The 16,472-nt window shown below is 58.8% G+C and carries 10 protein-coding genes; all 10 read left to right on the top strand.

The window, feature by feature from the left end:
* The first annotated feature begins 26 nt into the window (after positions 1-26).
* The 10 genes from ACFPM8_RS03210 to ACFPM8_RS03165 all read left to right on the top strand — a co-directional run bounded on the left by ACFPM8_RS03210 (position 27) and on the right by ACFPM8_RS03165 (position 16,398).
* Complete coding sequence (locus ACFPM8_RS03210) at positions 27-1,922, top strand: S53 family peptidase (protein WP_378994921.1); 1,896 nt, start codon at positions 27-29, stop codon at positions 1,920-1,922.
* Positions 1,923-2,110: 188 nt separating this feature from the next.
* Positions 2,111-4,810, top strand: coding sequence for a TonB-dependent receptor plug domain-containing protein (locus tag ACFPM8_RS03205; protein ID WP_378994919.1), 2,700 nt, complete (start codon positions 2,111-2,113; stop codon positions 4,808-4,810).
* 74 nt (positions 4,811-4,884) lie between these two features.
* On the top strand, positions 4,885-6,438 hold the full coding sequence (locus ACFPM8_RS03200) for a thioredoxin family protein (RefSeq protein WP_378994916.1): 1,554 nt from the start codon (positions 4,885-4,887) through the stop codon (positions 6,436-6,438).
* A gap of 159 nt (positions 6,439-6,597) precedes the next feature.
* Complete coding sequence (locus tag ACFPM8_RS03195) at positions 6,598-8,088, top strand: AMP nucleosidase (protein ID WP_378994914.1); 1,491 nt, start codon at positions 6,598-6,600, stop codon at positions 8,086-8,088.
* Between the two features lie 237 nt (positions 8,089-8,325).
* Positions 8,326-8,556 (top strand): hypothetical protein, encoded by a 231-nt coding sequence (locus ACFPM8_RS03190; RefSeq protein WP_378994912.1) that lies wholly within the window; start codon positions 8,326-8,328, stop codon positions 8,554-8,556.
* Positions 8,557-8,588: 32 nt separating this feature from the next.
* Positions 8,589-8,789, top strand: coding sequence for a DUF1653 domain-containing protein (locus ACFPM8_RS03185; RefSeq protein ID WP_378994910.1), 201 nt, complete (start codon positions 8,589-8,591; stop codon positions 8,787-8,789).
* A 53-nt stretch (positions 8,790-8,842) separates the two neighbouring features.
* A complete protein-coding gene (locus ACFPM8_RS03180) occupies positions 8,843-9,061 on the top strand; it encodes a VF530 family protein (protein ID WP_378994908.1) in 219 nt (72 codons plus the stop codon).
* Between the two features lie 208 nt (positions 9,062-9,269).
* Positions 9,270-10,001, top strand: coding sequence for a transposase (locus ACFPM8_RS03175; protein ID WP_378995721.1), 732 nt, complete (start codon positions 9,270-9,272; stop codon positions 9,999-10,001).
* 172 nt (positions 10,002-10,173) lie between these two features.
* Positions 10,174-14,856 carry a glutamate synthase-related protein gene (locus tag ACFPM8_RS03170; protein ID WP_378994906.1) on the top strand — a complete coding sequence of 1,561 codons (4,683 nt, stop codon included), beginning with the start codon at positions 10,174-10,176 and terminating at the stop codon, positions 14,854-14,856.
* Between the two features lie 78 nt (positions 14,857-14,934).
* The gene (locus tag ACFPM8_RS03165; protein ID WP_378994904.1) at positions 14,935-16,398 is read left to right on the top strand and encodes a glutamate synthase subunit beta; all 1,464 of its coding nucleotides are present in this window, start codon (positions 14,935-14,937) and stop codon (positions 16,396-16,398) included.
* Positions 16,399-16,472 lie beyond the last annotated feature (74 nt).

Here is a 16,472-nt window from a genome sequence, read left to right as displayed (position 1 = left end):
GTCGTCAACTCAATAGGAACCAGCACATGAAATCGAAAGTATCGGCAGGAAAATTTTCCATTCCCCAGATCTCGGCATTGCCGTTAGCGCTGTCCCTGGCGTTCGGCTCTTTGGCCGCGCAGGCCGCGGTGACGGACACGTGGGTCCCGACCAAGACTCAGGCCTTCCTGCATCTGGTGCAAGCGAATACCCGCACGGGCCCGCAGTCGGCCACACAAGCGGCCGCCAAAATGGCAGTCGAAGTGGCGAAGGGCGAGGCAGTGCACGTGGTGCTGAGCCTGAACCTGCGCAACGAAGAACAGCTCGACCAGTTCCTGCAAGAGTTGCATGAGCCGGGCAGCGCCTCGTACGGCAAATTCCTGACGCCTGAACAGTTCGCCGAGCAATACGCGCCGACCGAAAAGCAGGTGGCCGAAGTGGTCGCGCATTTGAGAAAAGCCGGCTTTGTGAATATCAATGTCGCCAAGAACCGGCAACTGGTGTCGGCCGACGGTACCGCAGCCACGGTCGAGACCGGCTTCCGCACCACGCTCAAGAGTTTCGTCCACGAAGGCCGCCGCGTGTACGCCAATACCGCCGCCGCCCAGGTGCCGCCGGCGCTGGGCAATATCGTCGGTTCCGTGCTGGGCTTGCAAAACGTCGAGATCAACCACACCCATCATCACCTGATTGCTCCTGTGGCCGAGGCTGAGCATGAAGTCGGCAGCACGCTGGAGGCAAGAATGCTGGCAAAAGCAGCCGATCCAGGCAAACCGGTTCCGCACGATCCGGTGGAATTTTCCAAGCTGTATAACGCCGGCAATACGCCGACCGCAGCGCACACCACGGTCGGCATCATCTCCGCCGGCAGCCTGGATCAGACCATCCTCGATTTGGGAAAATTCACGTCGGACAACAAGCTGGCGACGGTGCACACCTCGGTGGTGCATACCGGTCCGGCCAACAGCGACTACAGCGATACTTCCGGTGCGGTTGAATGGAATCTGGACAGCCAGTCCATCGTCGGCGCTGCCGGCGGCGCGGTGAAGCAGCTGGTGTTTTATGTCGCGCCGACGCTGGATAACCAAGCCGTCACTGCCGCCTACAATCAGGCGGTGATCGACAACATGGCTCGGGTCATCAATGTCTCGCTGGGCGAATGCGAAGCCGCCGCCAACGGCGACGGAACCCAGGCAGCCGACGACAAGATCTTCAAGCAAGCCGTGGCGCAAGGTCAGACTTTCTCGATCTCGACCGGCGACGCCGGTCCTTACAATTGCAGCGTCACTTCCGACGCCACCAACAACCAGCCAGGGGTGCCGAACAAAGCTACCTATGACGTCAGCGAGCCCGCCAGTTCGCCTTACGTGATCGCGGTTGGCGGCACCACGCTGTTGACGGATGCGAAGGGCGGCTATAGCGGCGAAACCGTGTGGAACGAGGGCTTGGACCAGACCGGCGACCCGGCTAAACCAGAGCGTCTCTGGGCTACCGGCGGCGGCTTCAGTCAGTTCGAGAAAACGCCAGCCTGGCAGCGGAAAACCACCAAGAAACCGACCCGCGGTTTGCCTGACATCGCGTTCGATGCGGCCGGCAGCAGCGGCGCCAAGATTTTCATCACCATGAAAGCCAAAGACGGCACCACCAGGTCCGGCTATGGCGTGGTCGGCGGCACCAGCCTGGCGGCGCCGATCTTCAGCGGCATCTGGGCCCGTCTGCAATCGGCCCACGGCAATCAGCTGGCTTTCCCGGCGGCGCATTTTTACCAATATTTGCCGCACCATCCCGAGCTGGTGCATGACGTCACCTCCGGCATCAACGGTTCCGGCGGTTACGGCTATAAGGCGGCCAAGGGTTGGGATGCGGCCACCGGTTTCGGCAGCCTGGATATCTCGAAACTGAACACCTTCATCCAGAAAACACGAGGTTTTGCACACCCGTAATCCCAAAAAGGCCGGCGACACTCAAGCGCATATGGATATGTAAAACCATACGTTTGGATTGTTGCCGGTCCAGACTATTCTGTTCGTCCAACATATTTTTATAAATTCTTCAGTCCAGCTTCACTAGGGCCACAAGCTCTAGTGAAGCTCAATGAAAAATGAAAAATCCGGGGAAGGAAGAATTGCAAATGCTCAGATTCAAGACGTTGCCGGTGCAAGCTGCATTGGCGGTGCTGATTGCCGGCGCCGAGGCATCTTATGCACAAGCAGAGCCGACGGCAGGCGAAGTGCAGCAGGTGATGGTGACCGGCTCGCGGATTCCGCGCGCCAGCAAGGAAGGCCCCAGCAGCGTGACGGTGATCACCGGCGACGACATTGAAAAGCAGGGTTATAAAAATGTGTTCGATGCGTTGAATTCGCAAACCCAGAATACCGGCATGACGCAGGGCGCGGATTTCGGCAATACCGCCACGCCCGCGGCCAACACCATCAGCTTGCGCGGTCTGGGGCCGAACCACACGCTGACCCTGGTCAACGGCAGGCGGATTGCGGATTATCCGGTGGCGTATGAGGGCGCGGTGAATTTCGTCAATCTGGCCAATATCCCGTCGGCGCTGGTCGACCGGATAGAGATCTTGAGCGGCGGCGCATCGGCGGTCTACGGCTCCGACGCGATTGCCGGCGTGGTCAATATCATCTTGAAGAAACAGGCCAGCGGCTTCGATATCAATCTGAAGGCCGGCGGCACCCAGGACGGCGGCGGCGCCAATAAGCGAATCCAGTTCAGCGGCGGCGGCAGCAGCGGAAAATTGAGCGGCCTGTTCGGTATCGAGCTGAGCCAGCGTCAGCCGATCTGGAGCCGGCAGCGCGATTTCATGGCGTCGTCCTCATCCGACGGCAGCGTGCCGCCTAAGGCGTTCTCGCGACTGGATGTCGATAGCGGACGCTACATCGATCCCGGTGCGGATACTTGCAACCGGCTCGGCGGGCTGTTCTACGACAGCGTCACGCGGGTGCAAACCAAAAAGGGCGCGTATTGCGGCAGCGGCAAAGTGCAGCCCGCCTACTGGACCACGGAAACGCAAAACCAGAGCGAAAACGCGTTTGGCAGTCTGAACTATCAGCTGAGCGGCAAGACCGAACTGTTCGGCGACCTGATGCTGGGATTTAACTCGACGCAAAACAATACGCGCGGCCCCAGCTGGAATTCCGAAGCGGCCAACGGCGGCTATTTTTTCAACCAGAATACCGGCGGCTACGAAAGCTGGTCGCGCCGCATCGCACCGGAAGAAATCGGCGGAGCGACGCGCTTCAACCGCAAATGGGACGATGCCGCCGCCAATCTGACGTTCGGCATCCGCGGCGATATCCCGCGCACCAGCTGGAACTATGAAGCGGCATACAACATCTCCGGCTACAGCAGCCGCACCACCACGCCGTTGTTATTGAGCAGTGTCGACAGTTATTTTCTGGGGCCGCGTCTCGGCTTCGATGCCAGCGGCGCGGCCATCCATGCGCCGGATTCGAACCGGCTCTATCAGCCTTTGACAGCGGACCAGTTCAACGCCATCACCGGCCAAGCGCAGAGTCATAACAAATCGTGGACCCAGACCTTGAGCCTGAGCGCCAATGGCGAGCTGTTCAAGCTGCCGGCCGGTCCGGTGCGGCTGGCCGGCATCACGGAATTCGGCAGCCAGGGTTTCAGCAATACCCCGGACCCCCAGCTCAACCAGGGCGTGTTCTACAACCAGAAGGAGGCGGTCGGCGCCAGCGGCTCGCGTCAGCGTTATGCGCTAGGCGCGGAGCTGAATATCCCGCTGCTCAAGGAACTGATTGTGACCGCCGCCGGCCGCTATGACGACTACGCATTCGCCGGACGGCATGACGGCAAATTGACTTACAACACGGGTTTGGAATTCCGTCCGGCCAGAACGCTTTTATTCCGCGGCAATTACGCCACCAGCTTCCGCGCGCCCGACATGAATTACATCTATTCATCGACCACCCGCGGCTATTACGCCTCGACCACCGACTATTATCGTTGCGCGCTGGCGGGCCACGGACTGGCCGGCTGCGAGTTCAATAATTATTCGCCGGGAGCCAACTACATTCAGACCGGCAGCAAGGATTTGAAATCGGAAAACGGCAAATCATGGAGTTACGGCGTGGTCTGGTCGCCCAGTTCCAACTTCGATGTGTCGGCGGATTTCTGGCGGATCCAGATCGACAATCTGGTCACCAATCTGGACCCCGATAAAATTCTGCGCGACGAGGCCGATTGCCGCGCAGGCCAACTGGATATCCACTCGCCCACCTGCGTCGACGCCTTGAACCGCGTGCGCCGCAATCCGGCCAATGCGACCTTCGACCCGAATGCGATCCAGAATATTCTGGTCAATCCGATCAACGCTGCGCAGCGGCGCACCAGCGGCCTCGACATGAGCGGCAAATGGCATGTGAAGGCGGGCGGCATCGGCGATTTTCTGTTGAAGGGGAATTACACGCTGGTGCTGAGCCACCACTTCAAGCAGTTCGCCAGCGATCCGGATCAGAACCTGCGGGATGCGCTGGACAACCCCGACTGGCGCTCCAAAATCAATGCCAGCCTGACCTGGGTCCGCCAGCAGTGGTCGAGCACGGTCCAGGTCACGCGTTACGGCAGCTTGCCGAATGCGGCCGGGACCGCGCGCACCTCGCCATTTTCACTGGTCAATATGAGCGCCAGCTACCAGATCAGTCCCGCAGCGTCGCTGTCGCTGATCGTCAACAATGTGCTGAATTCTCATAAGGAAGATAATTCTTCCGGCTGGCCGTATTATCCTGTGGGCAACTATGATCCGTATGGGCGGCAGGGCTGGCTGGAGTTCAATTATCACTTCGGTTCTTGAAATCCCGTCGTGATCAATGACTTGTCTGCCTATGCATTTTTGATTAATTCACAGACCTTTTTACAGGGGCAAAGATGAAAATTCGCTACCTTGCTTTCGCCGCAATGATGTTTGCCGCCGCACCTGCGTTGTCGCTAGCCGCCGCTGAAAAAAGCGCGGTTCCTGCCGCCGCCGCGGGTATTGATTGGTACGAGGGCGATGTCGATGCCGCCTTCGCCTTTGCCAAGACGCACAACAAACCGCTGTTCCTGTACTGGGGCGCGGCCTGGTGCCCGCCGTGCAACCAGGTCAAAGCCACCATTTTCAATCGCCAGGGCTTCATCGAGCGCTCGCGCTTTTTTGTGCCGGTGCATATCGACGGCGATAGTCCGGGCGCGCAAAAACTCGGCGCCCGCTTCAAAGTGCGCGGCTATCCGACCATGATCCTGTTCAAGCCCGACGGTACCGAGATCACCCGCTTGCCGGGCGAGGTCGATGCCGAACGCTATTTGAAAACGCTGACCCTGGGCCTCAGCGCCAATCGTCCGATCAAGGACACGCTGCAACTGGCGCTGTCCGGCAAAGGCAAGCTGACAGCGGACGATTGGCGCTTGCTCGGCTACTACTCATGGGACACCGATGAGCAGCAATTGGTCAGCAGCAAAGATTTGTTGCCGACCTTGAAGCGGCTGGCAGCCGCTTGCCCACCGGGCGACACCGCCAAGCGGCTTGCTTTAAGCGTGCTGGTGGCGGCTGCGACGGCCAAGCCCGAGGCGGCAGCAGCGGTCGATCCGACGGCAGCGGCGCAATTGAGCCGGGTGCTGAGCGATGCCCGCAGCGCCCGCGACAACATGGATCTGCTGACCAATTACCCGGCCGAACTGGTTGGCTTGGCGTCCGCGCCGAAGTCGGCACCACGCGCCAAACTGATCGCAGCCTGGAACCTCGCCATGCAGCGCCTGACGGCCGACGCCACCTTGTCCAAGGCGGACCGACTGTCGGCGCTGGCGGCGCAAGTGTCGCTGGCGCGGATCGAGACGCCGACCGGCGCGCTGACTCCGGCGCTGGTCAAGGACGTGCGGCAACAGGTGGCGCAAGCCGACCATGCGACCACCGATATCTACGAGCGGCAGTCGGTGATGAGCACGGCAGCCCATACCCTGAGCGAGGCCGGCTTGTTGGATGAATCCGACAGCTTGCTCAAGGCCGAACTCAAGCGCTCGCATTCGCCGTACTACTTCATGCTCAGCCTGGCATCGAATGCGAAAAAGCGCGGCGACAAGCCGGCCGCGATCAACTGGTATGAACAAGCCTACCAAGCCGCACAGGGGCCGGCGACGCGCCTGCAATGGGGCGCCGCGTATTTGAACGGCTTGCTTGAACTGGCGCCGCAGGATGACGCCCGGATAGAGCAGGTCGCGCACAGCGTGTTGCAGGAGTTGGGCATGACGCAAAATGCGTTCTATGAGCGCAACCGCTCGGTGCTGGAAAAGCTGGGACACAAACTGGCCGACTGGAATGCGAACGGCAGCCACGATGCGGCATTGCGCCGGATACAGAGTCAGCTGGATGGCGTCTGCGCCAAATTGCCGGTTGGCGATCCGCAGCGGGCCACTTGCCAGGGTTTGTTGAGTCCGACTCGCGCGTAAGGCGCTTCTAAAAGCTGTCTGCTGGGTTTGGCAAGCCCGGCTTCCACCTCTCGTGCGCCAATCCCAGTAAAATTGATTCTTACCGACCGGACATGGAAGTCCGGTCGGCGACGCCGACACCGGCGTTGTCGTATTTGTCGATGTCACCACGGAGAGTCAATGTTCCCGACTGAGCAATTTACCGATCCCACCGCCGCGGTTGAACGCGTGCGCGAAATTTACGAGCACCATACCGCGCTGTTGCGCGACGCTTTCAAGCGCTTTGCCAGCGGCGAGGTATTGCCGGGCCGGGTGCGCGCCTGTTATCCGTTTGTGCGGATCACTACGGAATTCAATACCCGGGCCGATACCCGGCGCTCATTCGGCTATGTGGCGCGCCCCGGGGTGTATCAAACCACGCTGACGCAGCCGACGCTGTATACCAACTACCTGGTCAGCCAGTTCAAATTGCTGCGTGAAAATCACGATGTGCCTTTGGAAATCGGCGTCAGCGAAATGCCGATTCCGGTTCACTTCGCCTTCTCCGAAGGGATACACGTCGAAGGCAATCTCGACCCGGACCATTTGCGCGACTTGCCGGATATCTTCGATCTGCCGAACCTGTCGACGATGGATGACCGCATCGTCAATGGCACCTATGAAGAACAAGCGGGCGAACCGCATCCGCTGGCTTTGTTTACGGCGCCGCGCATCGATTATTCGCTGCATCGCCTGAAGCATTACACGGCCACTTCACCGGATCGTTTTCAACGCTACGTTCTGTTCACCAACTATGCGTTTTATGTCGATGAATTCATTCGCATGGGACGCGAGCTGATGCAAGTCAGCAGCGACCCCGAGCAGCGCGCATATCGCCAGCAATACACCGCGTTTGTCGAACCCGGCGATTTGACTACCTGGAATGCCAACCTCGATTTGCCGGCGGACCGTGCGATCAACGGCGTCGCCCCGGCGCGCCAGCCGCAAATGCCGGCCTATCATTTGCAGCGCGCAGACGGCTCGGGCATTACGCTGATCAATATCGGCGTGGGCCCGTCGAACGCCAAAACCATCACCGACCATATCGCCGTATTGCGTCCGCATGGCTGGATCATGCTGGGGCATTGTGCCGGGCTGTCGGCGTCGCAGCGGATGGGCGACTATGTGCTGGCCCATGCGTATGTGCGCGACGATCACGTGCTGGACGACGATTTGCCGCTATGGGTGCCGGTGCCGGCGCTGGCCGAAGTGCAACTGGCGCTGCAGGATGCGGTCGCCCATATCACCCAGCTGGAAGGCTATGAGCTCAAGCGCATCATGCGTACCGGCACCGTGGCCTCGGTCGATGACCGCAACTGGGAGTTGCGCGACCACCGGATGCCGCTGTTGCGCTTCAATCAAAGCCGTGCCATCGCGCTGGATATGGAAAGCGCAACTGTTGCCGCCAACGGCTTCCGTTTCCGTGTACCCTACGGCACCTTGCTATGCGTATCCGATAAACCTTTGCACGGCGAAATCAAATTGCCCGGCATGGCTAATCGCTTTTATGAACAGCGCGTCAATCAACATCTGAAGATAGGCATTAAGGCGCTGGAATTGTTGCGCAATCAAGGCGTGGAACAACTGCATAGCCGCAAGTTGCGCAGCTTCAGCGAACCGGCATTCCGTTAAATACGCTCTGCAACACCCTGTTGATCCCCTAATGACTGCGCGACTGTGCGGTTACAGTGGGATTTTAGCGATGCAAATGGGGCGCCTCGAAAAACCTACTGCAGGGTTTTGCAAGCCCGGAAATCTCGGGGCTGTGATGCTCGCCGTACTTCCGTACGGCTGCAGGTGTGGCAATCTCGTCGCCCCGACCTTGAGCCGCTCGCTACGGTTTTTCGAAGTGCCCAAAGGGAGAGCAAGATGCCAGTAGTTGTTAAACACAGAAACACGAACATTGTTACGCTGGAGCGCGGCGAAACCATCCCCGCGCATTGCGGCCCCGGCGACATAGCGATTGTCCAGGGCGATGGCGGCTGGTGGACTCATTTCGTCGGCGAGAATGGCGAGGTCGATAGCTATGACGCTCCTTTCGAGAGTCACAACAAAGCGCTCGGGACGGCAAAGGCAGCGGCGGAATTCGATGCTGAATAAGGTCGCCGTCGCAGAAATCAGGAAAAATTCGGATGCAATATAGACATTTCAAAGGCGGGATTTACGATTTCGTCTGCGAGGCCACACTGGAATCGGACCCCACGGTAACGATGATCGTTTATCGCGCCGCGAACGGTTCGATCTGGACGCGGCCAAGCGCGGTATTTTTTGAACTGGTCGAAGTCGACGGGGCAATGGTGCAGCGTTTCACGCGGATTGAAGAAGCGAAGTGATAAAACCAAGCAATGCGGCAGCTGGTGATTCAGCTAATAGATACACAAACGTCATGAACCAAGAAAAGCCAAAAGACCAGCTTCACGGCATTACCCTGGAAAATATACTGATTGCGCTGGTGGATCACTATGGCTGGGATGGGCTTGGACAACTGATTGATATCCGCTGTTTCCAAAGCGATCCCAGTGTGAAGTCCAGTCTCAAATTTCTCAGAAAGACACCCTGGGCACGCGCGAAGGTTGAAGCCCTGTATCTCAAATTAAAAGAATAAAGGGCGTCTCTAAAAACCTACCGCGGGGTTTGGCAAGCCTGCCAATTTCGATGCTGCAGGGTGGCATATTCATCGCAGTACACGCGGAAATAATCAAATAATTGGGGTCAGAGTCAAATTAATTTTTCGATTGATTATTTTAATTGGGGTCGGAGTCGTATTATTGCTTAGAATACGACTATCAATAACCATCGAATGCCTCCTGCTCATGGCCCGCTTACCCCGACTCGTCATCCCCAAACAGCCGCACCACCTGATCCAGCGTGGCATCGACCGCCAGGCAATTTTCCGCGAGACCGAAGACTATTCGGCTTTCCTGGCCTGGCTGAAGGATGGCGCCAAGCAGTACAAGGTGCAGATACACGCCTATGTCCTGATGACCAATCACATCCATTTGCTGGCGACGCCGGCTGATGCGCAAGGTTTGGCACGTGTGATGCAATGGGTGGGTCGATATTACGTGCCGTATTTCAATCAAAAATACGGACGGGTCGGTACCTTGTGGCAGGGACGTTACAAGGCGACGGTGATCGATACCGAGCGGTATTTCATGCTTTGTAGCCGTTACATCGAGCTCAATCCGGTGCGTGCCGGCCTCGTTGCTGCGCCCGGCGAGTATCCGTGGTCGAGCTATTTGCACCATGTCGGGATTAGGCCGGATGGCTTGATTGTGGATCATCCGCTGTACTGGGCACTGGGCAATACACCTTTCGATCGCGAGGCTGCATATAAGGCAATGGCTGAGCAAGCACTCACGTCAGGCGAGATGGCGGAACTCGTTGACGCAACCAACAAGGGTTGGGCGTTGGGCTCGGAAAAATTCAAACGCAGCCTTGAGCGGCAAGGCAATCTTCGGGTTCGCCCCGGCAAGCGCGGTCGACCATTTAAAGAGCCTGCTGGCGTGTCTGAGGCCGATGAGAGCAGTGCATCGTCAAAATAAGTCCTTGAGCGTTGGTTGAAGGAAAGTTGCCACATTGACTATGTCCCCATTTAAATATGTTGCGTAACATTAGATTTTTAATTTGACTCTGACCCCAATTGTTGTGGTTGAAGTCTATTCTGGTCTGCTCTATTCTCAATGTCCTTACTGACAATGTGGTGGAGTTGCCGTTATGCATGCGCAAGGTTTATACGACCCGACCAATGAACATGATGCCTGTGGTGTGGGCTTCATTGCTCATATCAAAGGCAAGAAGAGTCATTCGATCGTCGAGCAGGGCTTGCTCATCCTGAAAAATCTCGACCATCGGGGTGCCGTGGGTGCCGATAAGCTGATGGGCGACGGCGCCGGCATTCTGATCCAGCTGCCCGACCAGTATTACCGCGAAGAGATGGCGAAGCAGGGCGTGGCGCTGCCGCCGCCCGGCGAATACGGCGTCGGCATGGTGTTCCTGCCGAAAGAAAACGCGTCCCGCATCGCTTGCGAGCAGGAAATCGAGCGTGCGGTGCTGGCCGAAGGTCAGGTCGTGTTGGGATGGCGTGCGGTGCCGGTCGATATCGAGATGCCGATGTCGCCGACGGTGCGCGACAAGGAACCCGTGATTCGCCAGATTTTTATCGGCCGCGGTCCCGACATCATGGTTACCGATGCGTTGGAACGCAAGTTGTACGTGATTCGCAAATCGTCCGGCCACGCGATTCAGGCCTTGAATCTGTTGCACGGCAAAGAATTCTTCGTGCCGTCGATGTCGGCGCGCACGGTGGTGTACAAGGGCTTGCTGCTGGCCGATCAGGTCGGCGTGTATTACAAGGATTTGCAAGATCCGCGCTGTGAATCGGCACTGGCATTGGTGCACCAGCGTTTCTCCACCAATACTTTCCCCGAATGGCCGCTGGCGCACCCGTATCGCCTGTTGGCGCATAACGGCGAGATCAATACCGTCAAAGGCAATTTCAACTGGATGCGGGCGCGCGAAGGCGTGCTGAAATCGGCCGTGCTGGGCGACGATCTGCGCAAGCTGTTTCCGCTGATTTATGAAGGCCAATCCGATACCGCCTGCTTCGACAATGTGCTTGAATTGCTGCTGATGGCCGGTTATCCGATTGCGCAGGCAATGATGATGATGATCCCGGAAGCCTGGGAAAACCACGCGACGATGAACGACAATCGGCGCGCTTTCTACGAATATCACGCAGCGATGATGGAGCCCTGGGACGGCCCGGCGGCGATGGCGTTTACCGACGGTCGCCATATCGGCGGCACGCTAGACCGCAACGGCCTGCGGCCGGCGCGTTACATCGTGACCGACGACGATCTGGTGGTGATGGCATCGGAGTCCGGCGTACTGCCGATTCCAGAGTCGAAGATCATCCAGAAATGGCGTTTGCAACCGGGCAAGATGTTCCTGATCGATCTCGATGCCGGCCGCATCATCGACGACAAGGAACTGAAGGACACTTACGCCAACGCCAAGCCGTACAAGCAGTGGATTGCGTCGGTGCGGGTCAAGCTCGATGCGCTCAAGGCGGAGCCAGCCGAAGCCGGCTCCAGCGTGCCTTTGCTGGAACTGCAGCAGTTGTTCGGCTACACCCAGGAAGACATCAAGTTCCTGATGTCGCCGATGGCCGCCGCGGCGGAAGAAGCGATCGGCTCGATGGGCAACGACTCGCCGCTGGCGGTGATGTCCAACAAGAACAAGACGCTGTACAACTATTTCAAGCAGCTGTTCGCGCAAGTGACCAACCCGCCGATCGACCCGATCCGCGAAGCGATGGTGATGTCGCTGGTGTCCTTCGTCGGACCCAAGCCGAACATGCTGGACACCAACAACATCAACCCGCCGATGCGTCTGGAAGTGTCGCAACCGATCCTGAATTACGCCGACATCGCCAAATTGCGCAATATCAGCGCGCATACCGGCGGCAAGTTCAAATCGCATGAGCTGAACATTTGCTATCCGGTGGCCTGGGGCCGGGAGGGGATCGAGGCGCGTCTGGCATCGCTGTGCGCGAAAGCCGTCGATGCGGTCAAATCCGGCCACAACATCCTGATCATTTCCGACCGCAAGGTCGATGCCGAGCATGTCGCGATTCCGGCGCTGCTGGCGACGTCGGCGATTCACCAGCATCTGGTGAGCAAGGGCTTGCGCACCTCTACCGGCCTGGTGGTGGAAACCGGTTCCGCGCGCGAAACACATCATTTTGCGCTGCTGGGCGGCTACGGCGCCGAAGCCATCCATCCGTATCTGGCAATGGATACGCTGACCGAAATGGCCAAGGGATTGCCGGGCGCTTTGACTGCGGACAAGGCGATTTACAACTTCCAGAAGGCGATCGGCAAGGGCCTGATGAAAGTGATGTCGAAGATGGGCATTTCGACTTACATGTCGTATTGCGGCGCGCAGATTTTCGAAGCGATCGGTCTCAACAAGAGCATGACCCAGAAGTATTTCAAGGGCACCGCATCGAATGTCGAAGGGATAGGCGTATTCGAAGTCGCTGAAGAAGCGTTGCGCCTGCATCGCGCTGCGTTCAGCGACGATCCGGTGCTGGCCAACGCGCTCGACGCCGGCGGCGAATACGCGTACCGGGTGCGCGGCGAAGATCATATGTGGACGCCGGATGCGATCGCCAAATTGCAGCACTCGACTCGCGCCAATAATTTCAATAGCTATAAGGAATACGCGCAACTGATCAACGATCAATCGAAGCGCCACATGACCTTGCGCGGCTTGTTCGAGTTCAAGCTCGATCCGAGCAAGGCGATTGCGCTGGACGAAGTCGAACCGGCCAAGGAAATCGTCAAGCGCTTTGCGACCGGCGCGATGTCGCTCGGTTCGATCTCGACCGAAGCGCATGCGACCTTGGCGGTGGCGATGAATCGTATCGGCGGCAAGTCGAACACCGGTGAGGGCGGCGAGGATGAAAATCGCTATCGTCAAGAGCTGAAGGGCATCCCGATCAAGCAAGGCGAAACGCTGGCGTCGGTGATCGGCAAGGACCGGATCGAAGTCGATATCCCGTTGCAAGCCGGCGATTCCTTGCGTTCCAGGATCAAGCAGGTGGCGTCCGGCCGCTTCGGGGTGACGACCGAATACCTGATCTCCGCCGACCAGATCCAGATCAAGATGGCGCAAGGCGCCAAGCCCGGCGAGGGAGGCCAGCTGCCGGGGCATAAAGTATCCGAGTACATCGCCAAGCTGCGTTTCTCGGTGCCCGGTGTCGGCCTGATTTCGCCGCCGCCACATCACGATATTTATTCGATCGAAGATTTGGCGCAGCTGATTCACGACCTTAAAAACGTCAATCCAAGAGCCTCGATCTCGGTCAAGCTGGTATCCGAAGTCGGGGTCGGCACGGTCGCCGCCGGCGTCGCCAAAGCCAAGTCCGATCACGTCGTGATCGCGGGCCATGACGGCGGTACCGGCGCTTCGCCGTTGTCGTCGATCAAACATGCCGGCGCCCCATGGGAATTGGGCCTGGCGGAAACGCAGCAAACCCTGGTGCTGAACGGCTTGCGCAACCGGATCCGGGTGCAGGCCGACGGCCAGATGAAAACCGGCCGCGATGTCGTGATCGGCGCTTTGCTGGGGGCGGACGAATTCGGTTTTGCGACCGCGCCGCTGGTGGTCGAAGGCTGCATCATGATGCGCAAATGCCATTTGAATACTTGCCCGGTCGGGGTCGCGACGCAAGATCCGGTGCTGCGCTCCAAGTTCTCCGGCAAACCGGAGCACGTGGTCAATTTCTTCTTCTTCATCGCGGAAGAGGTGCGGCAGATCATGGCGCAGCTGGGACTGCGCACTTTCAATGAATTGATCGGTCGCGCCGACCTGTTGGACAAGTCGCGGGCGATTACTCACTGGAAGGCGCAGGGGCTTGATTTCAGCCGTATTTTCTATCAGCCGGCGCTGGCTGAAGGCGGGGTGTATTACCACACCGAAGAGCAGGATCACGGTCTGCAGAAGGCGCTCGACAACAAGCTGATTGCGCAGGCCAAGGCGGCGCTGGACAAGGGCGAGCGGGTGTCGTTCATCTCGCCGATCAAGAATTTGAACCGCACTGTCGGCGCCATGCTGTCCGGCGAAGTGGCGAAAAAATACGGCCACGAAGGTCTGCCCGACGACACCATCCACATCCAGCTGCAGGGCACCGCGGGCCAATCGGCCGGCGCGTTCCTGGCGCACGGCATCACCTTGGACCTGGTCGGCGAAGGCAACGATTACGTCGGCAAGGGACTTTCCGGCGGCCGCATTATCGTCCGTCCCAACACCGAATTCCGCGGTCGTGCGGTCGACAATATTATTGTCGGCAACACCGTGTTGTACGGTGCGATTGCAGGCGAAGCCTTCATCAACGGCGTTGCCGGCGAGCGCTTTGCGGTGCGCAATTCGGGCGCCATCGCAGTGGTCGAAGGCACGGGCGATCACGGCTGCGAATACATGACCGGCGGCACGGTGGTGGTGCTGGGCGCAACCGGCCGCAACTTCGGCGCCGGCATGTCGGGCGGGGTGGCTTATGTGTACGACCCGGACGGCGAGTTCGGCGCGCAATGCAATTTGTCCATGGTGGCGCTGGAGCCGGTGTTGAGCCAGGGCGAGCAGGAAGCCACGATAGACCGCGCGATCTGGCACAGCATAGGCGGCGAAGCGCAAGTCGACGAGGCGATTTTGAAGGGCTTGATCGAGCGCCATTTCAAATACACCGGCAGCACGCGCGCACGCAATTTGCTGGACAACTGGGTGGCTTCGCGCAGCAAGTTCGTCAAGGTGTTCCCGACCGAATACAAGCGGGCGCTGGGTGAATTGAACGCGGTCAAAAGCGTTAAGCCGGTCAAGGAAAAAGCGCTTGCTTAGTCCGACTCCGGTAGTGAGATCGAGAGTGCCGGCATGGCCCGGCCTTGCTGAATTCGGTAGAAAGAATGTGAGTGGAAAATGGGAAAAGTAACAGGTTTTATGGAATTTCAGCGCGTCGGCGAAACCTATGAAGCGCCGCAGGCACGCAAGAAGCATTACAAGGAATTCATCCTGCAACTGGGCGACGGCGAGGCCAAGATCCAGGGCGCGCGCTGCATGGATTGCGGGATTCCGTTCTGTAACAGCGGCTGTCCGGTCAATAACATCATCCCCGACTGGAACGACCTGGTGTATCGCGGTGCGTATCAGGAAGCGCTGGAGACTTTGCAATCGACCAATAACTTCCCGGAATTTACCGGCCGCATTTGCCCGGCGCCATGCGAAAGCGCCTGCACGCTGGGGATCAATAGCGACCCGGTAGGGATCAAGTCGATCGAACATTTCATCGTCGACAAGGGTTGGGAAAACGGCTGGATCGTGCCGCAACCGCCGCTGGTCAAGACCGGCAAGAAAGTCGCCGTGGTCGGCTCCGGCCCGGCCGGCCTGGCTGCCGCGCAACAGTTGGCGCGGGTTGGCCATGCGGTCACCGTGTTTGAAAAAAGCGATCGGGTCGGCGGCTTGCTGCGTTACGGCATCCCCGATTTCAAGATGGAAAAATCGCATATCGACCGCCGCGTGGCGCAGATGGAGGCGGAGGGCGTGGTGTTCCGCACCAGCGTGTTGATCGGCAAGGATTTCCCGGCCAATGTGAATAACTGGGCCAAGAAGACCATTTTCCCGGAAGAGCTGATGGCTGATTTCGACGCCGTCGTGATCGCCGGCGGCGCCGAGCAGCCGCGCGACTTGCCGGTGCCGGGGCGGGAGCTGAAGGGCGTGCATTTTGCGATGGATTTCCTGCCGCAACAAAATCAGGTCAATGCCGGCGACAAGGTCAAGGACCAGATCCTGGCTAAAGGCAAGCATGTGGTGGTGATCGGCGGCGGCGATACCGGTTCCGATTGCGTCGGCACTTCCAACCGTCAGGGCGCCGCGTCGATTTCGCAGTTCGAACTGATGCCGCAACCGCCGGAGCAGGAAAACAAGCCCTTGGTATGGCCGTACTGGCCAACCAAACTGCGCACCTCTTCTTCGCATGAAGAAGGCTGCGAGCGCGACTGGGCGGTGGCGACCAAGCGCCTGGAAGGCAAAAACGGCAAAGTCGAGAAACTGGTCGCGGCGCGGGTCGAATGGAAGGACGGCAAGATGCAAGAAGTGCCGAATTCCGAATTCGAAATGAAGGCCGATCTGGTGTTCCTGGCGATGGGTTTCGTATCGCCGGTGGCACAGGTGCTGGACGCGTTCGGCGTCGACAAGGATGCGCGCGGCAATGCCAAGGCGAGCACCGACGGCGACGGCTGCTATCAAACCTCGGTCGACAAGGTCTTTGCCGCAGGCGATATGCGGCGCGGTCAATCGTTGGTGGTATGGGCAATCCGCGAGGGCCGTCAATGCGCGCGCGCCGTCGATGAATTCTTGATGGGGGCGTCGGTATTGCCGCGCTAACCGCTAGTCGTTGAGTGGTTGTCGTGGTGGTAAAGGAGCATGTTTGCGAATTAACGCGCAAACATGCTCTTTTT

The sequence above is a fragment of the Paraherbaspirillum soli genome (assembly GCF_042654985.1).
Lineage (GTDB): Bacteria > Pseudomonadota > Gammaproteobacteria > Burkholderiales > Burkholderiaceae_D > Paraherbaspirillum > Paraherbaspirillum soli.
The sequence above is the reverse complement of the archived record's forward strand: the minus strand, read 5'-3'. Positions and strand labels throughout refer to the sequence as shown.